The organism is Lysinibacillus sp. UBA5990, from assembly GCF_002429815.1.
Classification (GTDB): domain Bacteria; phylum Bacillota; class Bacilli; order Bacillales_A; family Planococcaceae; genus Lysinibacillus; species Lysinibacillus fusiformis.
The window spans coordinates 52,122-77,638 of sequence record NZ_DJAY01000002.1; the positions used below are offsets into that span (position 1 = coordinate 52,122).

The window sequence follows — 25,517 nt, forward strand, 5'->3', positions numbered from 1 at the left end:
ACAGAAAACACGACAATTTATGCCAAGTGGAATGCACAGACGTATACCGTGAGTTTTAATACAGATGGAGGAAGTGCGGTATCTAACCAATCAGTACTGCACGGTGGAAAGGCAATAATACCAGAGGTACAGCCGACGAAAGCGGGCTATACATTTGGAGGCTGGTATAAAGATGCTGGTAATACAGAGATTTATGACTTTAATAGTGTTATCACTGAGGCTACAACAATTTATGCGAAGTGGGAACCACTGAATTATACTGTTAGTTTTGAAGTGGACGGAGGAAATCTAGTACCAGATCAATCCTTAGCCCATGGAGAAAAGGCAAGTGAACCAACCCCAGCACCGACAAAAGCAGGCTACACATTTGGAGGCTGGTATAAAGACGCTAGTTATACAGAGACCTATGATTTTACTAGTGTCATCACAGAAAACACGACAATTTATGCGAAGTGGAAACCACTGAATTATACCGTAAGTTTTAATACAGACGGAGGAAGCGCAGTATCCAACCAATCAGTACCACACGGTGGAAAGGTAACAATACCAGAGGTAGAGCCGACGAAAGCGGGCTATACATTTGGAGGCTGGTATAAAGACGCTGGCCATGCACAGGTCTATGATTTCACTAGTGTCATCACAGAGGCTACGACAATTTACGCCAAGTGGAAACCACTGAATTATACCGTAAGTTTTAATACAGACGGAGGAAGTACAGTATCCAATCAATCTGTAGCTCATGGAGGAAAGGCAAGTGAACCAACCCCAGCACCGACAAAAGCAGGCTATACATTTGGAGGCTGGTATAAAGACGCTGGCCTTACACAGGTCTATGATTTCACTAGTGTCATCACAGAGGCTACGACAATTTACGCCAAGTGGAATGCACAGATGTATACCGTGAGTTTTAATACGGACGGAGGAAGTGCAGTATCCAATCAATCTGTAGCTCATGGAGGAAAAGCAAATAAACCGACGTCAGTGCCAACGAAAGCAGGCTACACATTTGGAGGTTGGTACTCAAGCAATACACTAGAAAAACTATTTGACTTCGAAAGTAGTTCTATTACAAGAAACATTACTATTTATGCCAAGTGGGTCAGTAATGTATCACCACCTACCAGCAATAATAGTAGTAACAGTGATAGCTTTACTCCTACAACAAACACGGAACGTATTGTTGTAGAGGTCGAAGGAGAAGACGGTGTAAATTTATCTAAAACTCCGATTACTCGTACAACGATGCCAGATGGAGTTATAAAGGATCATGTTTCGATGTCAGAGGATATCGCTAAGGAAACTATAGAAAAAGCGAAACAATTGGGTAATGATTTTGCTCGTATTATTATTCCTGATACAACTGATAAAGTTAGTGAAGTTGTCATTGAGATTCCCAAATCTTCATTAGTACAATTAAGTTCTGGAAACATAAAGTTAGAAATGGCTACTGCAAATGTGGTGATTTCGATCCCTGATTTATCGAATTTTAACGATGATTTATACTTCCGTTTGGTTCCTATTAAGTCATCAGAACAGCAACATCGAGTGGAAGAAAGAATATTAGAAGAAGATATAATTAAGAATTCAATACAAAGTGAAAAAGTGCATTTAATTGGTCGTCCAATGACAATCGAAACGAATATGCAAAATCGTCCTGTGACTTTAACACTACCATTACCAAAAACTATCACTCAAGAACAACTTGATAATTTAGCTATTTTTATCGAGCATAGCGATGGCACAAAAGAGTTATTGCGTGGGAAAGTCGTAGATTATCAAAAAGATATGCAAGGTTTGCAATTTGAAGTTCAGAAATTTTCTACCTTCTCGATTCTCTATTTGCCAGAGAAGGGAAAAGTGGAGGAACCGACAACTAACCATGTGACACATATACCTTATATTCAAGGCAATTCAGATGGTACATTCAGACCGAATGCTTCTGTAACTCGCGCCCAAATGGCAAGTATGTTTGCTAGACAACTAACTGGTAATACAATCCCTACGTCGAAGGCAACATTTACAGATACTGTTCAGCATGATGCCAAAGATGCAATTGAATTTGTGAAAAATACAGGTTTATTTAACGGTGTTACGGAGACAAGCTTTCATCCAAATGGCTTCATTACACGTGCCCAAATGGCTTCAGTAGCGGCTCGTTGGATAGAAAAGCATTGCGCAAACAATCCAAACGCAGGTTTTTGTAAACCGACTTCACAAGGTAGAGTTTTCAAAGATGTTAGTAATAATCATTGGGCTGTTCAAGCCATTAATACTGTTAATGCAAGAGGGATTATGACCGGTACAATGGCAGACGCATTTGACCCCGAGGTTTATTTAACACGTGCACAAGCAGTGAAGGTACTTAATCGCTTGTTTGAGCGTCAAGCAGTGACAGAACTTCAACAGCCAATATTTAAAGATGTCCCAAGCGATCATTGGGCATTTAACGAGATTCAGGAAGCGGCCGTCAAGCATATCCATAGTAAATAACAAGTTAGATAAAATGGCTAGAAGTTGTAAGCACTTTAGCTAAGTAAAACCCAAACAATATTACAAAACTATCATTTTAGTTTTGTAATAGTTTGGGTTTTCTGTTTTATTGCTTAGTTAACGACAGCAAGATTATGTAATTGTATTTGATATATCAAATAAAGGTTAAGAAAAATTAACTTTTGTTATTATGATATTCCGTAGTTAGGTTTTTAGTACTGATATATAATAAAAAATGAGTTGAAAGTCATGATAAAGGAGAGGTTATTTGCCGATTGTTGTATTTACATAATTTTGAAAAGAGGAGGGGTCACTTTGTATCGAAAAAGAAAATGTCTTATGATAGCCATTTTACTAACTTTAATCTCTAGTTTTTGTTTTCAAGAAAAATTAGCCTATGCAGTATCTGTTAATCGTCCACCTGTAGTTGTAGCTTCTGAAATAATTCCAAAGCAATCCATGACACTTGGTCAAGAGAAAATTGTCATTGATTTAAGTAAGTTATTTTATGATGCTGATAATGATCCTTTAATACTTAAAGCTATTACTGAAACTGTAGGCATTGTCACAACCGAGGTAAGTTCAAATTTATTAACAATTGAGGCACTATCACCTGGAAAGACAAAAATAAAGGTTAGTGCTGATGATAGAAAGTTAGGAAGAGCAAGCAGTAGTTTTGAAGTAGAAGTTTTACCTAAGTCGAATAATATGCCAGTAGTAACGCAATTGATAAATGATCAAACTGGGCATGTTGGTGATCCGCCAATGCTGATTGATGCAAGTCACGTATTTACTGATGTAGATAATGATCCTTTAACTTTATCAGTTAGTTCCACTGATGAATCAGTTGCTATAGTGCAACTGAATTCTCAAATGATAAGTATCGCACTAGTAGGATTAGGTCAGAGTATCATTTCAGTACAAGCGGATGATGGTAACGGAGGTAGCGAAACGACAACATTTGCTGTTACCGTAACGAGCCCACCAAACCAACCTCCTGTGGTTGAACAACCTATAAGTAACCAATTAGGTATTGTGAATGATGAAATCATTATAGATGGCACTGGTATTTTTTTTGATGCAGACAATGATGTTCTCACAGTAAACGTTACTTCCAGTGATGAATCCATTGCTACAGTTCAAATAAATGCACAAACCATTACTGTTCTACCGATTGCTGCTGGTGTAAGTACAATTACAGTCCAAGCAGATGATGGAAAAGGAGGGCAAGTATCTACAACCTTTTTAGTTACTGTATCAACTCCTACTGTAAATCATCCCCCTAAAGTTGCTAAGACCATTAGTAATCAGAGAGCAACAATGGGAGGGGATAGTTGGAATGTCTTAGTGGATGGTATATTTTCAGATGATGATAACGACCCATTAACATTAACTGTAAGCTCAAGTAATAGTGGAGTAGCAACAGCTAGTCTGAATGGTACGTCTCTTAAAATTACTCAACATTCATTGGGGACAAGCGTTATAACTATCACAGCAGATGATGGAAAAGGAGGGCAAGTATCTACAAGCTTTAATGTCAGTGTAGATGCACCAGGACTTTTTATATCAGACTTTGTGCAAAATGGAGAATATAATGATGTCCTAGAAATTTATAATGCAACAATGGTTCCTCTATCAAATTATAAAGTAGAAATACAGCAGTATAATTTAATATTTAAACAACATACGGTCCAAACATTAAATATACCTTTAATACACCCAAACACTAATTTTGTAGTAATCCATTCTTATTTTTATGATTTTTTTGATATTACTGTTTCACCATATTTCAATGATGAATTTGTTTTTAGAGATGCAACTAGAATAACAGTATCCATTACATTAAAAGACAGTAATGGAAATGTCATAGATATGTTAGGAACTCGGGATTCGAACATATCTATATTGCAAAGTGGCGGTGGCTTTATAAGAGATAAAAGGCTACAATCGGGTACTTCAAATTTTAATCATTCGGAGTGGTTATTATTGCCTAAAGATGACTATTCTACAATCGGTCATTATTAAAATTTGATTCTAAATAAAGAGAGGGTGATTGTTATTCGATACTCTAAAAGAAAAGTAATAAATTTAATGCTGCTAACTATTTTAATAATTTATATGATGCCTATATCTCCAGTAGCAGCAAAAAGTGATTATTATTCATTTAATGATGCAACTAATAACGAAGAAATGAAATTGGCCATGACTACGGATTGGCATGTATTACATTACTCTGCTAAAGGAAATGAATTATATCAAAATTTTAAATTAGCTGATCAAAATTATTTGGCTAATAAATTACTAGTCGAACGTCCACAGACAGGGTATCAATCTACAAGTACATTGCGACAAGTATATTTAAATGCTGTCAATGATCGTTCCTACCTTATAAATGTTAACAATGCGACAGACGAACTGACACTTTGGACCATTTTTATGGATGATGAACATTTAAATTATAGTCATTTTAATCTCCTTACGATTGATGATCAAGATAAAGTCTGTCAGCAAATTATGATGGCACGTCCTAAGCAAGGTTATGATGCAATAGAAACTTTACAAGCTGTGTTGGATAGTAAAGTTAATAGTATTTTAAAACAAAAAGTACAGCTTGATAAAGATGGACTTACTATTGTATATGCTCAAGATGATACTTCAGAAAATGTAACAAAAAATCTTGTTCTACCGATTGTTGGAGAAAATGGTGCGACAATTACTTGGGTATCTGACAAACCCCAAGTAGTGAAAGATAATGGAAATGTTATACGCCCATCTGCAGACAAAGGAAATCAAATGGTTACATTGACTGCTAAAATTTCCATAGGTGAATATGTGGAAACTAAAGTTTTCTCTATTCTTGTTAAAGCATTTTCTCCTAGTCAAAATGCATTTTTAAAGGAGTTAACGATTTCATCTGGTACCTTAAATATCCCATTTAACAAGAATACATTATCTTATATAGCCCATGTTCCAAGTACAGTAGGTAGTATATATATAAGACCTATGGCTGAGGATGAAAAAGCTAGAGTAACAATAAATGGTAAGGCAACTACCGAAGCAATAAAGCTTTTAACAGGTGTGAATACGATAAAGATTTTTGTAACTGCTGAAGGTGGTAGCCAAAGGGAATATACAATTTTAGTTACTAGAGAAAATGCTCCTAGTAATAGTAAAGATACAACTGCCTCTGGATCTCCAGAAACTCCTTCTCCAGAAATTATTACTATAAATATAGAATCTAGTAGTGGGGAAACGGTTTCTAAAACGGCTATTAAACGATTAAAAGATGCAGATGGATCAATGAGAGATGAAGTAATTTTAACCGAAAAGAATATGTTGGAAGCTATTACTAAACTAAAAGAGGAAGGATCAGATCAAGCGCGTATCGTTATTCCCGATTCGCACGATAGAGTAAAACAAATTGATATATCAATGCCTAATAGTATTATTACCCTGTTGAAAAACAATCAATTGAATTTAAATATCTCAGCTTATCATGTGAAAATCGATGTATCTAAATATTCCTTGGCAACATTTAATGACAATTTATATTTCCGACTAATCCCTTTAGGTGAGGAGAACGACCGATTAAAAATCGAAGAGCGTGTGAATGGTGAATTCATGGATCAAGAGATAACGGGTAGTTCATTTAGTAAGGTATTAGGGGGGGCGATGAAAATCGAGACTAATATGCAGAATCGCCCAGTCACATTAACCTTACCTCTGCCTAAAGATTTATCCGAAGAACAGCTTAATAATCTAGCTATCTATATCGAGCATAGCGATGGTTCAAAAGAATTATTACGTGGGAAAGTTATTGATTATCAAAACGATATGTTAGGTTTACAATTTGAGGTTCAAAAATTCTCTACCTTCTCCATTCTCTATTTGCCAAAGAATGAAGATGTGGAGGAGCCTACGACTGACATTACACATACGGCGTATATCCAGGGCTATGTAGATGGTACTTTCCGTCCGAATGCCCCTGTTACACGAGCACAAATGGCTATTATGTTTGCTCGTCAATTAACAGGTAATGCAATTCCGCAAACAAAGGCAACCTATACAGATACAATACAACATGATGCTAAAGATGCGATAGAATTTGCGAAGGAAAAGGGTCTGTTTGAAGGGATTACGGCAACCAACTTTAATCCAAATGGCTTGATTACCCGTGCACAAATGGCAACAGTGGCTGCCCGCTGGATAGAAAAGCAATGTGCAGTTCGTCCAAATGTAGATTTTTGTCAACCGACCTCACTAAGTGCAGAATTTAAAGATGTGAGCGTCAATCATTGGGCTCATAAAGCGATTCATACTGTCAATGATTGTGGCATTATGATCGGTACGACGGCACTGACATTTAATCCTGAGGGTTATTTAACACGTGCGCAATCAGTAAAAGTCCTTAATCGCTTGTTTGAGCGTCAAGTAACAATAGAACATCAACAGCCAATATTTAAAGATGTCCCAAGCGTGCATTGGGCATTTTATGAGATTCAAGAAGCGGCAAAAAAATAAAACGAAGCACGACGATTCAATAACTAATCGTCGTGCTTTTTTGTCTTTATGCAAATAGGAATTGATAACCAGATCCTCTGACCGTTACAATTTTAGCTTGGTGTCCAGAGATAGACTCCAACTTTTTTCGTAAATTACTAATATGCACTTTTAATGCCTGTGTTTGTCCTAAACTATCTTCTGCCCAAATGAGCTTATACAGGTCAGATGGATGAAAAATTTGCCCTGGTCGCTGTGCTAAAAAGTATAGAATATGAAACTCTTTAGTTGATAAGGTTAAAGCGACTCCATCGATGTACATCTTTCCTGAATGTAGGTGAAAGTGAAAATCTTCGATGACTTGAACATCTTCATTTCGTATACTTCCGTCTGTTAGTTGCTGAACTTCCCCCCTCCGAAAAGAGATCCTCTCAATTGTTTTCATTAAACGGGCTTTTTCAATAGGCTTTAAAATATAGTCAATAGCCTGAACAGAAAACGCCTCAATCGCATAATGCTCGTAGGCAGTCACAAAAACGATGTCCAGTATAGGTGTTAAATTTTCTATTTTACTAGCGAAATCAATACCACTCATCTCAGCCATTTCAATATCTAGAAAAAGAATATCTGGTTTGAGCGTAGGAATGTTTGCTATAGCTTCTAAAGGATTGAGAAATTTTCCAATAATATCAATAGCCCCATTGTCCTTTAACATAGCCTCTAATAAATTGATTGCTAATATTTCATCGTCCACAATGATTGCTTTTAACATTCTTTCACCTCTTTTCATCCAAAAATAGTGGGAATCTTAGTTTTACAATCGTTCCTTTATTTACAATACTTTCGATATGGAAAGTGGCACTTTCATATTTTCTTAGACGTTTAGTAATATTGCGGATTCCGACGCTCTGGTGAACGGATGGCTCCTCCGATAAAACTTTTTCAACTAGATCTTGTGTCATTCCATTACCGTTATCCTCTATTTGAATATCAATCATTTGTTGATCTTTCTTAATAGTCATTATTACTTTTCCATTTGCTTGCTTGTTTTTTAAACCGTGAAAAAGAGCGTTTTCTACTAAAGGTTGAAGTAGCAGAGGGGGAATCAGTATATGTAAAGGCTCCTCCATCTGAATTTCCCATTCAAGTTGATCAGGGTATCTTGTCTGGTGAATATTGACATAAGCTTGAATTAGCAGAAGCTCCTGTTCAAGAGAAATAAGGCTATTTGTATTCTCAAAAGCAAGGCTGCTTCTTAAGAACGTAGCAAAATCAGTTATCATAATACGGGCCTTATCCAAGTCTAAATAGCTTAGCGATAAAATAGAATTTAAAACGTTATAAATAAAATGTGGTTTTATTTGTGCTTGCAAAAAAGCAGTTTCCATTTTGATGGCAGTTTCCGCTGATTCCTTTAATAAAGTAAGATTTCGCACTCTTGTTTTCAATTCGGCAGTATCTAATGGTTTATGAAGAAAATCATTTGCTCCAGATTGGAATGCTGCTAGTAAATCCTCTGGTCTAATGGCCGCTGTAAGCATTAGAATTGGTAATTCAGCAGAAGAATAGTTTTTTCGAATTTGTTGGCAAACCTCATATCCAGAAAGGTTGGGCATCATAATATCTAAAATCAATAAGTCTATATCTGGATGCAATGTTAATTGTTCAAATACTTGCCGACTATCATCAACAGCAATGATTGTGTAGTTATCCTTTGCCAGAATATCGATTAGTACTTTGAGGTTAATATGATCATCATCAGCAATCAATATTTTCTTACCCAATGTTCTTTCCTTAAAATAGGGGAACTTTATTGGTAAATAGTCTTTTGTTAATATAATTTTATTCTGCTGTTGCTTTTCTTGTTGATCTTTCTTAATTGGCTCCACTGGTAATTTGACGCAGAAAGTTGTTCCTTGTTCAACTACTGACTGGACGGTGATTTCTCCACCATGCAGATTGACAAGCTCTTTTGTAACATTAAGACCAAGTCCGGCCCCTTTACTGGCATCCTCTAACTGTCTGAATGGCTCAAAGATTGATTCTAAATGCTCTGGAGCAATGCCTCGACCAGTGTCACTTACTTCAATAGCAAGGAACCCCTGCTCTTCGTAGCAGGATATCTCCACTTTTCCATGCCTAGTATATTTAACAGCATTTTCGATAATGTTATAAAGAATTTGTCGCAGTCTATCCTCGTCCGCAACAATAAATTTTCCTCGTTCAATGTAATTGTAAATCTTTACGTCCTTATTGCCGATGTATGACAATATTTCAACGATAACATGGGTGACAGAATAAAGGTCTACGTTAGTCAGACGTAACTTTAGCTCTCCCTCTTTTAGCTTTGAAAAATCTACTATGTCATTAACAAGATGTGATAACTTCTCTGTAATATTAAATATAAGTGATATTTTTTCCTTTTGTTCCATCGTTAGTGTTGAGCTCTCAGGAGGCTCTAACATGGACTGAGAAATGGCAATTACACCGTGTAACGGAGTGCGAAACTCATGTGACGTTTTTGCGAGAAATTCATCTTTTAATTTATCCACTCGGAGTAAAGCATTTGTTAATCGTCCTTTTTCCAAGTAAGAATCTGTAAAACGATGAGAAATATAAAGAGAGAGCATCGTTAAACAAATAAAAGGAAGCAAAGGAGGTAGAGAGTAAATTTCTAAATTAATATTAAGATTTAAAGTTGCTACAACCATATAGATAAGAATCGCCATAGTACTTATCCATAAATAAATAGCCCCTACTAAACGTTTAAAGATTGCGATCGTTTGAATATAAAGCAAGTAAAAGATATTGATTAAAATATAAATAGAATAGACGGCTTGTAAGTATGAGCTAATGGATATGGGGAGCATCACCGTAGCTGATAATACAATGCCAATCATACAAAGTACTTTCACAAATTTTTTATAGGCAATTTGCTGAAGGGCATGGTAAAAATACAGCAGCATGAAGATACCTGAACCGATACTTGAAATGATTTGGACTCGTATCAGGGATTCATAGGTGATAGGGAGTAATTCCATTATTACTTTTTCTCCATGAGATATACTGTATAAACCAACCATAAAGCAGAATAAAGAAAAATAGAGCTGCTCAATTTCAAGCTTGGCATATAAATAGGAACCAGCAAAATAAATAAACATTGTAAAAAAGGCAGCAATAGTGATTAAATCGTAGAAAAGTGAGCTTTCTCTTAATTTACCAATACTCTGTTGATCCCCGATGAAAACGGAACCAATAATTCCTCCGCCTGATGCATAATCAAAGTTAGCGACATGAATGATGATTTCAAGTTCATCCTTGTCAGGCGAAAAATAAGCAACATATGGTACATTTTGTTGTACATATGTTGAATCCTCGGCTGGTTCTCCACTTTGTCCAATACGTTTTTCATTTATGTAAATGGCATTCGACATACGAATATTACCTGTTTTTATGCCCAATATAGCATCGGTATGATTGATGAGAACTTTTAAACGATAGGTACCGCTACCAAGTGAAGTGAAATTTTGATCATCAAGCTTGTACCTAGACCATAGTGATGGGACATTTACTAAATAAGAATGATAGGTTTTGAATTCTGAATAGTTCAATAATTTATCGGGAACGAAATCCCATTCTCCATCCAAACTTACAGTGTTTTCGTGCAAGTCATACTGCCTAAGATCGATTACACCTGCAACTGCTTTAGGCGCATTTGGGCTTTCATTATTAAGTAATTGAGTTGTTAACCCAATCACTACAATACTAATAACAATAAAAATAAGTAATAACTTTCTCATCTTTGTTCTCTCATTCTTGTCAAATTGTAAGGTGCAGATATTTAAAATTTTTGAATGAACATAATTATGAAATTATACCCATATTATATCATGTGAAAGCTGACTACGAATAGGTAAAATGCGCATGATTTCCTATAAAGGGGGGAGGGGTATAGTTGAATTTTGTGCATTTTATGTAATTAAAGTGCATATACTTACAATCAATTTGTTTTTTGCTTATAATAGGGAAGTCAGAATTTTTTTCTGAAAAAAAGTAGCCGCAAAGTGAGCGATTGCGATTGAAAAAATTATTATATGGTGTTTTTTTCGTTGTTTTTATAGTCATTTTTTTGTACGTAAACAATCACTGGCTAGTCGTGAGTAAGCATGTATTCGAATCAGAAAAGGTGCCTGCCAGCTATGATGGGCTACGCATTGTACAAGTATCGGATTTACATGATGCCCTCTTTGGTAACAATCAGCAAAAACTGATTGCTAAAGTTAAGGAGACAAATCCTGACTATATTTTTATCACAGGTGATGTGATTGATAGCAATCGCTATGATTTAAAACAAAGTCTACAGGCAGTCAAGGGACTAGTTGAAATAACGGATGTTTATTATGTGCTAGGAAACCATGAAGTGGCGACGAATAAGGTAAGTGAAATTTATGAGGCGCTATCATCGTTAGGGGTACATATAATGGCCAATGAATCGACCGTGTTAGAGCGCAACGGGGAGCGCTTGGCGATTGTTGGAATTGAGGATCCGTTAATGGGTAGATCAACAGAAGAAATGTTGGAGTTGGCTACAGCTTATTTACCAGATGATATGTTTAAGATGTTACTGGCGCATCGACCTGAAGTGTTTAATACGTATGTAAATGATGGCATAGACTTAGTATTTTCTGGGCATGCACATGGTGGGCAAGTTCGTATTCCAGGTCTTGGAGGACTTGTTGCACCTGGACAGGGGCTATTTCCAAAATATACGGCGGGTGTCTATGATGAAGGAACAACTAAGATGGTGGTTAGTCGTGGTCTAGGCAATAGCTCGGTACCATACCGCATTTTTAATCTTCCAGAAATTATTGTGATGGATTTAAAGAAAAAATAAGCACTGCGTAAAATTTACGCAGTGCTTTCAATTTGTTTTCGTTCTGTGCGTTTGACAAGATAGATACTTATTTCATACAAAATAATCATAGGTATTAATACGAGGAGTTGACTAATAAAATCAGGCGGTGTTATGACAGCGGAGCTTACACCCATTCCGATATATGACCAGCCTCGTATTTTTTTCATGGATTCAGCAGTCAGTACCCCAATAGCTGATAAAAACAGGGCAACGATGGGTAATTCGAATAATAGACCAAGCGGTACTGTAGTCATAATTAAAAAATGCATATATTCACTAGCGGATACCATGACATTAAAATTAGTAGCACCTATGCCGACTAAAAACGAATAGCTTAGTGGGTTTACAACAAAATAGCCAAAAGCAATTCCCAATATGAACAGTGCCAGCATAACGGGGGCATAGAGTCCTAAAAATCGACTTTCCGCTTCCTTTAGCCCTGGTTTTACAAAACTCCACAGAAAATGAACAAGAAAAGGCATGGCAAGACCAAATGATAAGGTAGTTGAAATGGTCATATAAAATTTAACGACCTCAAGCGGCCCTAAAATAATGAGAGAATGACCACGAGTTACAAAGGGAAACCAAATATTAATAGTAGAAAAAACAACAATAAAAAATAAGATAAAAACCGTTAGCCCTTTTATTATTTGTTTACGTAGTTCTGAAAGATGTTCCAATAACGAGTTAACTGGTATAAGAGGCTCATCTGCTATATGCTGCTCTTCCATTTTTACCGCTTGTATTTCAACTAAAGCCTCCATAGGTAACGGAGGCTCAGCTTGTGGTTTATCAAGAGGGCTTAAAAACTTTCTTTTTCCATCCTCATAAGGATCCATAGGAAACCCTCCTACGAAGCATCAGATTTTTTTTCGACCTTTTTCACGGAATCTTCATCATCGTCTATAAGTCCCTTAGTGGACTTTTTAAATTCTGCAAACGTTTTACCAACTGCTCCACCGATTTCTGGTAATTTTTTTGGGCCAAATACAATTAATACAATAACTAAAATAATAATTAATCCAGGTACACCAATTGCTCCTAGACCTCCCATAAGTCTTGCCTCCTTTAGAATGATTTTTTTATACTAAAGAACCACCCGATTGACTATATTTTATGACACCTTCTGCACAACGGTAGGCTAGTGCTCCCAACGTTCCGGTTGGATTGTAGCCGCTATTATGTGCAAAGTTTCCAGCGCTTACAGCAAAGAGATTATCAACATCCCAGTGCTGCAAGTAATTATTCACGACACCTTGCTCTGGCGTTAAACTCATAACAGTCCCGCCTGTGTTATGTGTTGTTTGGTAAGGCACGATATTATAATCGGTAATTTCAGCATTTGGGACGATTGTTTTTGCGCCCATTTGCTTCATAAGATCTGCTGCACGCGCAGAAATAAATTTATGAAGCGCACGATCCTGATCCGTAAAGTTATACGTTAGTTGCATTAAAGGAAGCCCATATGCGTCCTTGTAGGTTGGATCTAATGTTAAATAGTTTTGCTTATGTGGCATGGATGCTCCTTGCGCACCAATCCCGAATGAACGTGTATAGTAATGAATAGATTGCTTTTTAAATTCTGGTCCCCATGTAGGTGTATCGGGAGGGGTTGGATTTGACCCAATTGGTCGGGTCCCTGTTTGTGTAAGAGCGATGTTTCCACCATGAATAAAATCTAATTCACTATGATCAAAATTGTCGCCATTATAGTCGTCTACACACATGCCTAAAGAGCCTGCTCCCATAAATGTATTGTATTGTTCGTCAAAGAAACCAGCAGCCCCAGGTAAGATTTGATAGCAATAATTTCGTCCAAGTGTCCCTTTACCAGTAGTAGGATCATATCTTTCACCTATGTCAGAGACCATTAAAAGCTTAGCATTGTTAAAGACGTAACTAGTTAAAACGACAGCGTTGGCAGGCTGAATAAATTCTTCTCCTGATACGGTATCGATATACCTTACACCAGTAACCTTATTGCCTTGTTTTAAAATTTCAACAACATTGGAATTGTAGCGTAAATCAAAATTACCTGTTTTTAATGCAGTAGGGACAACTGTAATTTCTGCAGAAGATTTTGCACCATATTCACAACCAAAACGTTCGCAGAAACCACAATATTGGCAAGCATTAATGGTTTCACCATCTGGGTTTTTATAAACCTCAGAGACGTTGGCTGATGGCACCATATAAGGTGTTAGCTTTAAGTCCTGTGCCGCCTTTTCAAATTGCATAAGCATCGGAGTTTTCTTCATAGGTCCGGTTGGATAAGGGTTTGAACGTTTTCCGCTAAATGTATTTTTATCATCTCCAGAAATACCAGCTGTTTTTTCAAACTTGTCCATATAAGGCTCAAGTTGATCATATGTTAATCCCCAATCCTGAATGAGATAATCTGGCCCAAGCTTGTTTGGACCATACCGTTTATCTGTTAGCGTTTTTATTTGGAAATCATAGGGTAAAAAACGATACGTCATTCCGTTCCAATGTGTTCCTGATCCTCCTAGCCCCTCTCCGAGTAAGAAGGAACCTAGCTGGCGCATCGGTAACGCCTTCATATTACGATCATTGCGAAAAGTAACTGTTTCTTTGGATAGATTTTGCATTAAATCATAACGAATGGCATAACGGTATTCATCATGAACGTTTAAATAATCTTCAGTACCACGCTTTTGCCCTCGCTCTAAGCCAACTACCTTTAAACCGGCTTTCGCACATTCAGCAGCAACGATACCACCTGTCCAGCCTACACCAACTGTTACAACGTCTACACTTGGTAATGTTTTGGCCATGTTTTTCCCCCCTAGTGGTTGCCCAAAGATTTAGGCTCGATTTTTTGGAATTTCTTATCTTCAATTTGTGATATATAAGCCATTTGGTGGCCAGGGAAGTTCTTCATGCGCCAGCCATCCATATTACGATTCCCTCCATACATTGGGTCAGAATAGGCGCCCTCTAATGTGGCAGCTCGTAACAATATAAAGAAGAATGCTGATTGTACACCAACCATTTCAACTTCACCCTTTTGAAAGGCTGTTAAAATTTCATCGATCTGTTTACCATCCAAATCGTTGAAGCTTTTCTTAAAACGTTTTTGTGCTTCATCGTCCATTTTTTGAATGCCCTGTCTGAAAATTTCAGCTCGCGTTAGGCGGCTTTGATAGCCTTGAGTAGGGGAACCTACATCAAAAGGGCCTTGCATATATTCTTTAGAATTACTCCCATAATTTCCTGCTAATTGATGATCGATAAAATAAGGGACATCTAATCCTATAGCACCTGGCCCTAAGTCATCTTCAGGAAAAATGCGTTCTGTTGCCTTCGATAAAATACTAAAATCTTTTTCATTTCTAAAAAACATTTTTGCTTTTGGCGAACCAAGAGCTTCATTCGTAGTACCGTGTCCACCGTGTTCCAGAGTAGAAGTACCTTTACCATTGATGTTGTAGCCTACTAGTCCTCCAATTAATCCACCGCCGACTAATGTACCAGCAGCAATACCAGTTGTCTTTAAAAAGTCTCGACGTGAAACATTGTTCTTGTCTGAACTCATCGTAATCCTCCCCTCAAAATGTTTTGAATCTATCCTATTTCTAATAATCAGCAAAAAATGTGAATTATAATCAATTTCTGTTGGAAAAAGTTTTAATTTCATCCATTAAAGCCAATGGATTTTGTCTATATATAGCAAAAGATATCGATAAGTTAAAAAAATGTAGAAAATTGTTAGCACTATAGCAATAGGGAAAATGGTATTATTATACATTAATAAATCTTATTGGAAAAGTTTTATTGACTTCTTCTATTGCTGACCTTACTCTGAAAGTAATGTATAAATAACTGAATTTTATAGCTAATAATGGAAGAAGTGAGAAAAAGGGAATGTGGATAAAAGGAATTGGCGGTAAATTAGTCGTTGCCATTATAGCTCTTGTATGTGTGACGTGTGGGACGCTGGGACTGTCTACTTGGATAAATAGTACTAAGGCAATGAATGAGCAAGTGGAATCAAACTTGGTATCTAGAGCTGAGGATGTTTCACAATACATAGAAGAACACTTTCAATTAACGCTAGTAGAGGTTGAGGCAATAGCGGAGCAAGAGGCAGTACGTAGTATGGATTTTGACAAGCAAAAACAATATTTATCGAAGCGTCTTGCGGATAATAAAAATTACCTTGGGTTTGGCATTATAAAAGCTGACGGAGTGGCTCATTATTTGGATGATACAACTGCTGAATTAGGTGATCGTGATTATGTAAAGGAAGGCTTTACGGGTAAATCCGTTATGTCCGAAATTACGATTAGCCGGGTAACCGGTGAACCTGTTATTTTAATTGTCTCTCCAATCGACACTGTATCAGGTGAGAAAGCATTATTACTAGCTCGTATGGATGGCTATTATTTATCCAATATTGTAGAGGATATTAAAGTCGGAAACAGTGGGTATGCATTTATGTTAGACGCTAAAGGAACCATCATTGGACATCATAATCATTCCTATGTGAAAGAGCAAAATAACCCCATCAAGGAAGCAGAAGAAACAGGTTTAATGACAGGGAGAGCATTGGCTGCAGAAGAGATGATTGCACATAAAGGCGGTTATTTTTCATTTGAAACAGAGGATGCAGGTACTAACTTAATGGGCTACCATACGCTTGATAATGGTTGGAAAATGGGCGTTATTGCTTTAGAAAATGAGGTGTTCTCAGGGCTTTCTAAGCTCAAGACGAACTTTATTGTCACAACTATTATTGTTTCGTTACTAGGGCTATTTATATCGTTTGCTATTTCACGATCTGTTAGTAGACCGCTTCGTCATGTTCTCCGTATTAGCGAAGGCTTATCGGAGGGTGACTTTACACAAGAGATTCCTGAGAAGTATTTGAAACGTATTGATGAGATGGGGACAATGTCGCGTGCATTGAATCGTATGACTGAAAATATGAGGGAAATGATAGCAAAAGTGAGCCATGAAGCGACAACTGTAAATGAAGCATCATGTGATTTAATGGGAGATGTAATTGCTGTAACAAAGCATTCTAAACAAATAGCAGGCGCTATAAATGAAGTTGATAGAGGAGCACAAAGCCAAACCGTGATGGCAGAGGAAAGTGCTTCTGCTATGGAGCAAATGGCATTAGGTATACAAAATGTAGCTGAAGTAGCTTCAACTATTGCCTCAAATACAGATTTTATTTCCCAGAAAATTAATGAAAGTAATGATGCTGTCCAACAATCAATTCGTCGTATGAATGAGATTCAGGAAGGGACTACTGCTGAGCTGATGATTATTCATAAATTAGAAAAAGAGTCTGAGGAAATTAACTTAATTTCTAATATGATTACAGCTATTTCTGATCAAACAAATTTATTAGCACTCAATGCATCTATTGAAGCTGCACGAGCCGGAGATGCTGGTAAAGGCTTTGCCGTTGTGGCAGAAGAGGTTCGCAAGTTATCAGAGCAAACAGCCGAGTCTGCTACTAAAATTAATGTGTTAATTGAGCGAGTTCAATCTTACACATTAGAGGTGGTGAAGGCAGCGGAATCAGGTGAAGATAATGTAGAACGAGGATTAGCATCCATTGCGGCAGTGGGCGAACGCTTCGAGGAAATAGTTCAAGCTGTTGGAGAAATAGCTGGCCAAGTCGAAGAAATGAATGCTTCTGCCGAACAAATGTCTGCCAATACAGAGGAAGTTTCAGCGTCTATGGAAGAAATGGCGGCCACTGCACATGCTGCAAGTGATTATGTGCATGAGGTAACTGATGCTACAACAGAACAGTTAAATACAGTTACAACGATGAATGATCAAACTGAAAAACTATCAGCAATGGCGAAACGTTTATATGGGGCCATTCAAAAATTTAAATATTAAAGAAAGAGGAGCGGTCACAATTGGACAGCTCCTCTTTTGTTAGCCATATTAAACGTTTTGCATAGCTTCTAGAAGATCTTCTTTAGAAATAATACATTCGCCGCCACCTTGCACCATTTGATCACTTCCGCCACCCTTACCATTAATGAGCGGTAATGCCTTTTCGGCAATAGCTTTCATGCTTTTAGATACATGTTTCCCTCTAGCTGCAACGAACTGTAGCTTGCCTTCACTTTCAGAAACAAGCAAAGTGACCATATCTTCTTGTTCAGAAACAATCGTACGAGCTAATTTTTGTAGATCTTGCATAGTTCTTTGTTGAAAAGCAGCAGCAACAAGACCTGAGCTACTTGAAACGAGCGCTTTTGCTTCGTATGTTAGGAGCTCCTCTTTGGCTGCAACAAGTGCTTTTTCGGTATGTTTCTGAGCGCTTAGTATTTTAGCGAGGGCTGTAGCCGCATCTACCTCAGGAACGCTTAGCTGGCGTGCCACATCACCTAATACTCTTTTACGCATAGCAAGTTCGTTTAAAACACGTTGACCACAAACGAAGGAGACGCGCACATTGCCCTTCATTTTTTCAGTACCTAGAATTTTTATGGCATTGACCTGCCCAGTAGATGTTGGATGAGTGCCACCACAGCCGTTGTAATCATAGTCAGGAATGATGACAAGTCGAATATCTCCAGTTACAGCAACTTCTTTCCGAAGATTAAAATCGGACAGTTCATTTTCTGTAATCCACGTAGTTTCTATCGGACGGTTTTCTAAAATGATTTCATTAGCTCGTATTTCGGCTGCTATGAGCTGTTGTTCTGTCAAAGTATCTACAGCAATATCAATTGTGACATGCTCACTTCCTAGATGAAAACTAACCGTCTGAGCATCAAAAAGTTCTACAAATGCCGCTGTTAAAATATGCTGACCAGCATGTTGCTGCATATGGTCGAATCGCCTAGGCCAATTTAACGTACCGTGCACGAAGCCTTCCAATTCTAATGCATGACCCTGCATATAATGGCGAATCTCTTCTCCGACTTTCTCTACATCTATCACTTCTATCCCATTCAATGTGCCAGTATCATGGGGTTGTCCTCCGCCAGTTGGATAAAATGCAGTATTAGATAACACAACATAATGACGACCAAATTCGTCGGTTTCTTTACTAATAATATGAGCATCAAACTCACGTAACATAACGTCCTGATAATATAATAAATCTTTCAAGTAAAAGCCTCCTTTTTATGTAGGTACAGTTTACGCTAGGGTAGATTCCACTTTATTTTGGCATAATTACTTACAAGTGTATATGGCTTTTCTAGTTGACCCATGCTGAAATTGATTTAATATAGAAAGGAACAGCTAAAGATAAAGGAGCTAGCATTATGGAAATTACACAATTCTCAATGGAAGAAATTTTAGACCCAACCAATATTATAGAAGGGAAGCGTTACGAATTTATTTTAGATATTGAAATTGATGAAGAAGATGAGCTATATCACGAAGCAGGTATTGAAATTCGTGTGCTTATAGGTGAAAAGGCAGGGGAGCCATATATTTTAAATTACTTCATCATGGAAAAAGCAGAGGGTGAATACTTAGATTTTGCTTTAGAGGATGATGAACTAGAGGAAATTTTAGTATTTTGTAAAGAGGAAATAACAAAGGCATAAAACGAAACAGGTAGAGAGTATATTCTTTACCTGTTTTTTTATTTTGATGATGTGGAAGTCTGCTACCTACAGGAACGGTTTATGAGCAAGGGGTTTATGTCGGCTTGATCAGCATCGTATTGCTCAAAAATCTAGGGTGAATGGATGGACTTAAGGATAATGTAAGCTTATTGACATATTCGCGTAGAGTGTGGGGATTAAACTGAGTTTTAGGTTTCATTAATTCGGGCAGTTTAAATAGAGAGGTGCTTATCTATGTCAACTTACACGCAATCCATTCTTATTGCATTTTTCATAACGATTATTTTATCATTTGTTCTTTTTATTCCATGGCTAATTTATACGTATCGAAAATATAGTTACTTGTCTATGTCGAAAACCATTATTATGTTCTCCTTTATTTTTTACTTTTTATCTGCGCTTTGTTTAGTATTACTGCCATTCCCATCTACAAGGGATACTTGCTCACTTCAATCGCCAGATACAGTCCATACAAATTTACGACTATTTCAATTTATTGAGGATATTTTAAAGGACAGTGGCGTTGTCTTAACCAATCCATCGACATGGCTTGCTATCACAAAACAGCAAGCATTTTATCAAGCGTTTTTTAATTTCCTATTATTAATGCCATTTGGTGTGTACTTGCGATATTTTCTTCAAGAAAGAAGGTACTGGAAACGTGCATTTATATTAAGCTTTTTGCTAACATTGTTTTATGAGATCACACAAAGAACAGGTATTTATGGCATTTTTAATTGTGCGTACCGCATATTTGATGTGGATGATTTATTGCTAAACAGTGTAGGTGCATTATTAGGCTTCTTTTTAGCTCCTATCGTGTGGGCACTATTTCCTTCTCATGAAGAGGTCGAGGCCAAAGCTGCGGAAATGGAAAAAAAGGATATTGTAAAACCAATATCCATTTTACTAGCATTGGTTATTGATTTATTTATCGTACAAGTAATTTGGTTCATTATCGGCGCTCTAACAGGTTATAGTGGCACCTTTGAGTTCTTAGTTGTCATTGCACTATACATGACTATCTTTGGCTTCATACCAAGTATGATGAAAGGCGCAACAGTAGGTATGAAAATTATGCGCTTTACAATGGTCAATAAGAAGGGCAAAAGTATAGTAAGGCAATCATGGAGACGCTGTGTAGCGATTGTTGCGACCGTATGTCTATTAGAGGCCATTTCAACAGTCGGTGAGATTCAATTAGATATGGATTCACCATTTTATGTTCTGCAAATTGTCATTTCTTTACTAGCCTCATTAGGAGGTTTTGCACTTACAATGATAATAGCTATTCATGTTATACGTGTCATTGTTAGCGGAGGAAAGCGTCGTTTGTATATCGACCAATACGCAGATTTAATGGCAACAAGGAAAAAATAAGGGGGCAAGTGGAATGAAATACGTCATCATTGGGGGAGATGCTGCAGGGATGTCTGCAGCAATGGAAATCTATCGTAATGTACCAGGAGCGGAAATAACTACATTAGAACGTGGCTTTATTTATTCATATGGACAATGTGGATTGCCATATGTTGTAGATGGTCGTATTTCATCAACCAAACGATTGATTGCAAGAGATGTTGAAACTTTTCGAGGTAAGTATGGCATCGACGCACGAGTTGGCTATGAGGTAGAAAAGGTAGATGTAGAGAAGCAGGTTGTTTCGGGGATACAGGCAAATGGCGAAGTATTTGAAATTCCCTATGATAAGCTTCTTATTGCAACAGGGGCAGATCCGGTTGTACCTGTTAAAAGAGGTGTTGAACTAGAAGGTATTCACACCGTAAAAACAATTCCTCAATTAGAAGATTTAATGGCTGATTTAACGCCTGATATTGAACAGGTAACTATTATTGGTGGCGGCTATATCGGCTTAGAGATGGCAGAAACATTACATGCCTATGGGAAAAAGGTAAGACTTGTCCAACGAGGAAGCCATGTGGCAAAAATTTTAGATGAAGAGCTTGCTCAACATGTTCATGAAGAAGCAAAAAAGAACAATGTAGAGCTATTATTAAATACAGATGTAGAAGCTTTTGAAGGGAATAAACGAGTGGAAAGGGTCATTACAAATAATGGGGTCTTGGAAACAGATTTAGTCATCGTTGCTTCAGGTATTAGACCAAATACGAAGTTTCTAGAAGGCACTGGTATAGCTTTTGCAAAAAATGGGGCTATTATCGTCAATCGTCATTTAGAAACTTCGGTGGAAAATGTTTATGCGGCAGGAGATTGTGCCACTCATTTTAATATTGTGAAGGAGCGCATAGATTATATACCTTTGGGGACAACTGCCAATAAACAGGGCCGTCTAGCGGGTCTTAATATGTCAGGAAAGTTTGCACCGTTCAGAGGCATTGTCGGGACATCTATTTTAAAGTTTTTTAATTTAACAATTGCTACAACTGGTATAAATGAACGCCATGCAAAAGAGCTTGGCTTTGATTACGAGGCCTTTAAATTATCAGCTCGCCATATTGCGGGCTATTATCCGGGTGCACAACGTATGTACATTAAGGTAGTTGTACGCAAACGAGATCAGTTGCTATTAGGTGCACAAATTGTTGGGCCAGCTGGTGTTGATAAGCGTATTGATGTGTTTGCAACCGCACTATATAGTAAAATGACATTACCTGATTTGCTAGATTTAGATTTAGCTTATGCACCTCCATTTAACGGTGTATGGGATCCTTTACAACAGGTGGCAAGAATGAATGGACGTTTATAAATAGGAGGTAGAAAGCAATGAGTATATATGATATTAACGTGACTTTAGAAGATGGTACTGACTATAGCCTAGAGCGTTATAAAGGAAAGCCGATGTTAATTGTCAATACTGCCTCAAAATGTGGCTTTACACCACAATTTGAGGAATTAGAAGGTCTCTTTGAAAAATATCAGGAAGAAGGTCTTGTTGTACTAGGTTTCCCGTCCAATCAATTCAAGCAAGAGCTGTCGACTGCTGAAGAAGCTGCATCACAATGCCGACTGGAATATGGGGTAACCTTCCCCATGCATAAAATCGTTAAGGTGAATGGTAAGGAAGCGCATCCGATTTTTGATTATCTCACTTCACATTCTAAAGGCTTTTTAGGTAACAGCATTAAATGGAATTTTACTAAATTCTTAGTGAATCGAGATGGCGAGGTTGTTGGACGCTACGCATCGGCAGATAAACCAAGTAGTTTTGAAGATGATATTAAAAAAGTTTTAGCATAATAGTTAGAAGGATTCATGCACAGACTGTGTATGGATCCTTTTTTTTATCAATTAAGCAAAAAAAGGCAATGTATTTGGATAACACCTAGTAATTTATTAAGAATAGATGATTTAAGGTTGCTGTAAGCTTGCGACAATTTTGCTGTAAGTTTGAGGGCGTATACTAAAGTCAGAAAGAAGAGGAGGAGCGTATATGACGCCATTATTACAGGTACAAAACGTTGAGAAAACTTACGGCAAGGGCGCTAATACTTTTACAGCGCTATCTAATATATCATTTGAAGTAAATAAAGGTGAATTTGTGGGCGTAATGGGTCCTTCAGGGGCTGGGAAATCTACGCTTCTCAATGTATTAGCTACGATTGATACACCAACAACTGGTGAAATTATTATTGGTGATACGAACTTAGCACGTATGAAAGATGCTGAATTAGCAGATTTTCGTCGTGATAACTTAGGATTTATATTCCAAGACTATAACTTACTTGATTCTTTGACTGTACGTGAAAATATAGTTTTGCCATTGGCTATTGCAAAGATGCCAACAAAGGCTATTAGCGCTAGAGTCGACCGTATTGCTTCATTGTTCGGCATTAGTGAATTATTGGATAAATATCCTTATCAAATATCGGGCGGACAAAAGCAGCGTACAGCTTCGTCACGCGCTTTAGTGACAGAACCAAAATTAATCTTTGCTGATGAGCCTACAGGTGCACTTGATTCAAAGTCAGCAACCGATTTACTGGAAAGTTTAAGTGATTTAAATCAAACACAGGCGGCAACCATTATGATGGTTACTCATGACGCTTTTGCAGCGAGCTTCTGTCAGCGCATACTATTTATACAGGACGGGCAGTTATCCAAGGAAATTCATCGTGGAACTCTAACCAGGAAACAATTTTTCCAAGAGATTCTACAGGTGCTGTCAAGCATCGGGGGTGGAGTAAATGACGTTATTTAGTTTAGCGCGTAAAAATATTCAACGTAATCTATCCAACTACTTTTTATATATTGCCTCAATGGTATTCAGTATCGTCATTTATTTTACATTTGTGACACTAAAATATAATGATGATCTTTCAGCCTTAAAACAATCCTCTCAGCAAATTAAAGGATTGATGAGTGCATCGTCTGTTGTTTTATTGTTCTTCATTGTCATCTTTATGGCCTATTCTAATTCATTTTTTATGAAGAAACGGAAAAAGGAAGTAGCACTCTATTCACTATTAGGCGTGCGTAAGCAAAAGATTGGCCTCATGCTGTTTTTCGAAAACCTAGTCATAGGGTTAGTTTCTCTAGTACTGGGCATCATTTTAGGATTCTTTATGTCGCAAGGATTGTTAATGATATTAGTACGATTAATGGGATATGAAATTGTTGGAAGCCTAACATTTTCTGTAGAGGCACTGGTGAATACAGCAGTCATTTTTACAATACTGTTTTTATTCACGTCATTACAAGGCTATCGTGTTATTTATCAATTTAAATTGATTGACTTATTTCATGCAGAAAAACAGGGTGAGCAAATTCCACGTGCCTCTTTAGTAGCTGCGGTTTTAGGAACGGTGCTTATTGCATTTGGTTATTATACAGCTGCCTCTGATATGTTTACGAGTGAAATTTGGCGATTCTTTACGGTTCTAGGCACACCACTAATGGTCATCGGCGTAACTATTGTGGGGACATATCTTTTATTCCATAGTGTAAGTGTCTTTGTGTTAACAGCTTTAAAAAGAGCGACATCTTGGTCATGGAAAGGGTTAAATTTAATCGGGGTTTCTCAGTTATTGTATCGTATCCGTGCAAATGCTAAGTCATTGTCGATTATTGCCATTTTAAGTGCAACAACAATTACAGCAGGCGGTGGCGTCTTTGGTATGTATTATAATGCAGAAGCATCTGTACGTCAGATGCTGCCAAATACATTTATGTGGAAAGGCGATCCCATCGAGTTTTCACAAAAAGACGTTATCTATAATGAATCACTGTCTGTGAAGAATTTACGTGTCGATACTGAATTTTCATTTTTCGAATATACATTACTTAAGGAATCTGATTATAATCGTTTAGCAAAATTACAAGGTAAGGATCAAAACCTGCATATTGCTGATGGATCGGCCGTTCTGCTGGACGCAGCTTATGATGAACGATTTTCACATGACTTTATTGGTGAAGATTTCAAGCTAAAGAATGGTGATTCCTTCCATGTGAAAAAAATGTATACAGAGAGCGTTCTTAACTTTATTCCTGCGGGGACTGTACTTGTCGTGAATGATCAAGAGTTTACTGCGACTAATGCAGAAGAGGTAAAGATGCAGGCTATTGGTTTAGACAATGATTTGAAACAACAGGCCGTGTCAAAAAACATATTCAAGCAATTGTCGACAGAACAACAAGAATCTTTCTCTAGTGTTCCACAAAGCTATGAGGATAGTATAGCCACAGTAGGTGCATTACTGTTTGTTGGTAGCTTCCTTGGACTAGTTTTCCTAGCGGCAACAGGAAGTATCATTTATTTCAAAATCTTAACGGAAGCCGAGGAAGATCAGGCGAAATATGCGATTTTAAATAAAATTGGTGTAAACAGTAAGCAAATCTTAAAGACTGTAGCCGGACAAGTGGCTGTCATCTTTAGTGCACCACTTATCGTAGGTATTGTGCACAGTGCATTTGCATTACTAGCATTTTCACAGTTATTTGGTATGAATATTACGAAGCCAGTCATATTATGGATGATTGCGTATTCAGCTATTTATTTCATCTATTATATATTTACTGTACGTTCGTTCTACAAAATTGTAAGACAGGGGAATTAA

The 25,517-nt window shown here is 37.3% G+C and carries 18 protein-coding genes; 11 read left to right on the forward strand and 7 right to left on the reverse strand.

Annotated elements, in window-relative coordinates:
- The 3 genes from B3D94_RS01095 to B3D94_RS01105 form a co-directional block, all read left to right on the forward strand.
- Nucleotides 1-2,490 (forward strand): InlB B-repeat-containing protein (locus B3D94_RS01095; protein WP_291753738.1); only part of this gene is annotated, 2,490 nt, incomplete at its 5' end.
- 315 nt (nucleotides 2,491-2,805) lie between these two features.
- Nucleotides 2,806-4,515 (forward strand): RTX toxin, encoded by a 1,710-nt coding sequence (locus tag B3D94_RS01100; RefSeq protein ID WP_069479725.1) that lies wholly within the window; start codon nucleotides 2,806-2,808, stop codon nucleotides 4,513-4,515.
- A 24-nt stretch (nucleotides 4,516-4,539) separates the two neighbouring features.
- Complete coding sequence (locus tag B3D94_RS01105; protein WP_291753742.1) at nucleotides 4,540-7,011, forward strand: S-layer homology domain-containing protein; 2,472 nt, start codon at nucleotides 4,540-4,542, stop codon at nucleotides 7,009-7,011.
- Between the two features lie 46 nt (nucleotides 7,012-7,057).
- Here the strand turns inward: B3D94_RS01105 and B3D94_RS01110 are convergent, their stop codons facing one another.
- A complete protein-coding gene (locus B3D94_RS01110; RefSeq protein ID WP_291753744.1) occupies nucleotides 7,058-7,762 on the reverse strand; it encodes a response regulator transcription factor in 705 nt (234 codons plus the stop codon).
- A gap of 4 nt (nucleotides 7,763-7,766) precedes the next feature.
- On the reverse strand, nucleotides 7,767-10,790 hold the full coding sequence (locus B3D94_RS01115; protein WP_291753746.1) for an ATP-binding protein: 3,024 nt from the start codon (nucleotides 10,788-10,790) through the stop codon (nucleotides 7,767-7,769).
- 278 nt (nucleotides 10,791-11,068) lie between these two features.
- On the opposite strand from B3D94_RS01115, the gene B3D94_RS01120 reads away from it, so the two are divergent.
- Nucleotides 11,069-11,884: a metallophosphoesterase gene (locus tag B3D94_RS01120; protein ID WP_069479729.1), complete on the forward strand. Its 816-nt coding sequence runs from the start codon at nucleotides 11,069-11,071 to the stop codon at nucleotides 11,882-11,884.
- A 14-nt stretch (nucleotides 11,885-11,898) separates the two neighbouring features.
- Here the strand turns inward: B3D94_RS01120 and tatC are convergent, their stop codons facing one another.
- From tatC to B3D94_RS01140, 4 genes are read right to left on the reverse strand one after another with little or no spacing between them, the layout of a single operon-like run.
- The gene (tatC, locus tag B3D94_RS01125; RefSeq protein ID WP_069479730.1) at nucleotides 11,899-12,744 is read right to left on the reverse strand and encodes a twin-arginine translocase subunit TatC; all 846 of its coding nucleotides are present in this window, start codon (nucleotides 12,742-12,744) and stop codon (nucleotides 11,899-11,901) included.
- 11 nt (nucleotides 12,745-12,755) lie between these two features.
- Complete coding sequence (gene tatA, locus B3D94_RS01130) at nucleotides 12,756-12,959, reverse strand: twin-arginine translocase TatA/TatE family subunit (protein ID WP_069479731.1); 204 nt, start codon at nucleotides 12,957-12,959, stop codon at nucleotides 12,756-12,758.
- Between the two features lie 28 nt (nucleotides 12,960-12,987).
- Entirely contained in the window at nucleotides 12,988-14,700 is a 1,713-nt protein-coding gene (locus B3D94_RS01135) for a GMC family oxidoreductase (RefSeq protein WP_036220295.1), read from the reverse strand.
- A gap of 11 nt (nucleotides 14,701-14,711) precedes the next feature.
- Nucleotides 14,712-15,461 carry a gluconate 2-dehydrogenase subunit 3 family protein gene (locus B3D94_RS01140; RefSeq protein ID WP_193834142.1) on the reverse strand — a complete coding sequence of 250 codons (750 nt, stop codon included), beginning with the start codon at nucleotides 15,459-15,461 and terminating at the stop codon, nucleotides 14,712-14,714.
- 329 nt (nucleotides 15,462-15,790) lie between these two features.
- On the opposite strand from B3D94_RS01140, the gene B3D94_RS01145 reads away from it, so the two are divergent.
- Nucleotides 15,791-17,788 (forward strand): methyl-accepting chemotaxis protein, encoded by a 1,998-nt coding sequence (locus B3D94_RS01145; RefSeq protein ID WP_069479733.1) that lies wholly within the window; start codon nucleotides 15,791-15,793, stop codon nucleotides 17,786-17,788.
- A 48-nt stretch (nucleotides 17,789-17,836) separates the two neighbouring features.
- Here B3D94_RS01145 and B3D94_RS01150 read toward each other — a convergent pair whose 3' ends face one another.
- Nucleotides 17,837-19,015, reverse strand: coding sequence for an alanyl-tRNA editing protein (locus B3D94_RS01150; protein WP_291753764.1), 1,179 nt, complete (start codon nucleotides 19,013-19,015; stop codon nucleotides 17,837-17,839).
- Nucleotides 19,016-19,173: 158 nt separating this feature from the next.
- On the opposite strand from B3D94_RS01150, the gene B3D94_RS01155 reads away from it, so the two are divergent.
- The 6 genes from B3D94_RS01155 (at nucleotide 19,174) to B3D94_RS01180 (ending at nucleotide 25,517) form a co-directional block, all read left to right on the forward strand.
- The gene (locus tag B3D94_RS01155; protein ID WP_036122218.1) at nucleotides 19,174-19,461 is read left to right on the forward strand and encodes a DUF6509 family protein; all 288 of its coding nucleotides are present in this window, start codon (nucleotides 19,174-19,176) and stop codon (nucleotides 19,459-19,461) included.
- A 255-nt stretch (nucleotides 19,462-19,716) separates the two neighbouring features.
- Nucleotides 19,717-20,862, forward strand: a complete 1,146-nt coding sequence (locus tag B3D94_RS01160; protein WP_193834138.1) for a VanZ family protein — start codon at nucleotides 19,717-19,719, stop codon at nucleotides 20,860-20,862.
- A gap of 13 nt (nucleotides 20,863-20,875) precedes the next feature.
- Entirely contained in the window at nucleotides 20,876-22,210 is a 1,335-nt protein-coding gene (locus B3D94_RS01165) for an FAD-dependent oxidoreductase (protein ID WP_291753767.1), read from the forward strand.
- A gap of 17 nt (nucleotides 22,211-22,227) precedes the next feature.
- The gene (locus tag B3D94_RS01170; protein ID WP_291753770.1) at nucleotides 22,228-22,701 is read left to right on the forward strand and encodes a glutathione peroxidase; all 474 of its coding nucleotides are present in this window, start codon (nucleotides 22,228-22,230) and stop codon (nucleotides 22,699-22,701) included.
- A 193-nt stretch (nucleotides 22,702-22,894) separates the two neighbouring features.
- Nucleotides 22,895-23,662 carry an ABC transporter ATP-binding protein gene (locus B3D94_RS01175; protein WP_069479738.1) on the forward strand — a complete coding sequence of 256 codons (768 nt, stop codon included), beginning with the start codon at nucleotides 22,895-22,897 and terminating at the stop codon, nucleotides 23,660-23,662.
- A complete protein-coding gene (locus B3D94_RS01180) occupies nucleotides 23,649-25,517 on the forward strand; it encodes an FtsX-like permease family protein (protein WP_291753772.1) in 1,869 nt (622 codons plus the stop codon). The genes B3D94_RS01175 and B3D94_RS01180 overlap by 14 nt, the downstream gene beginning before the upstream one ends.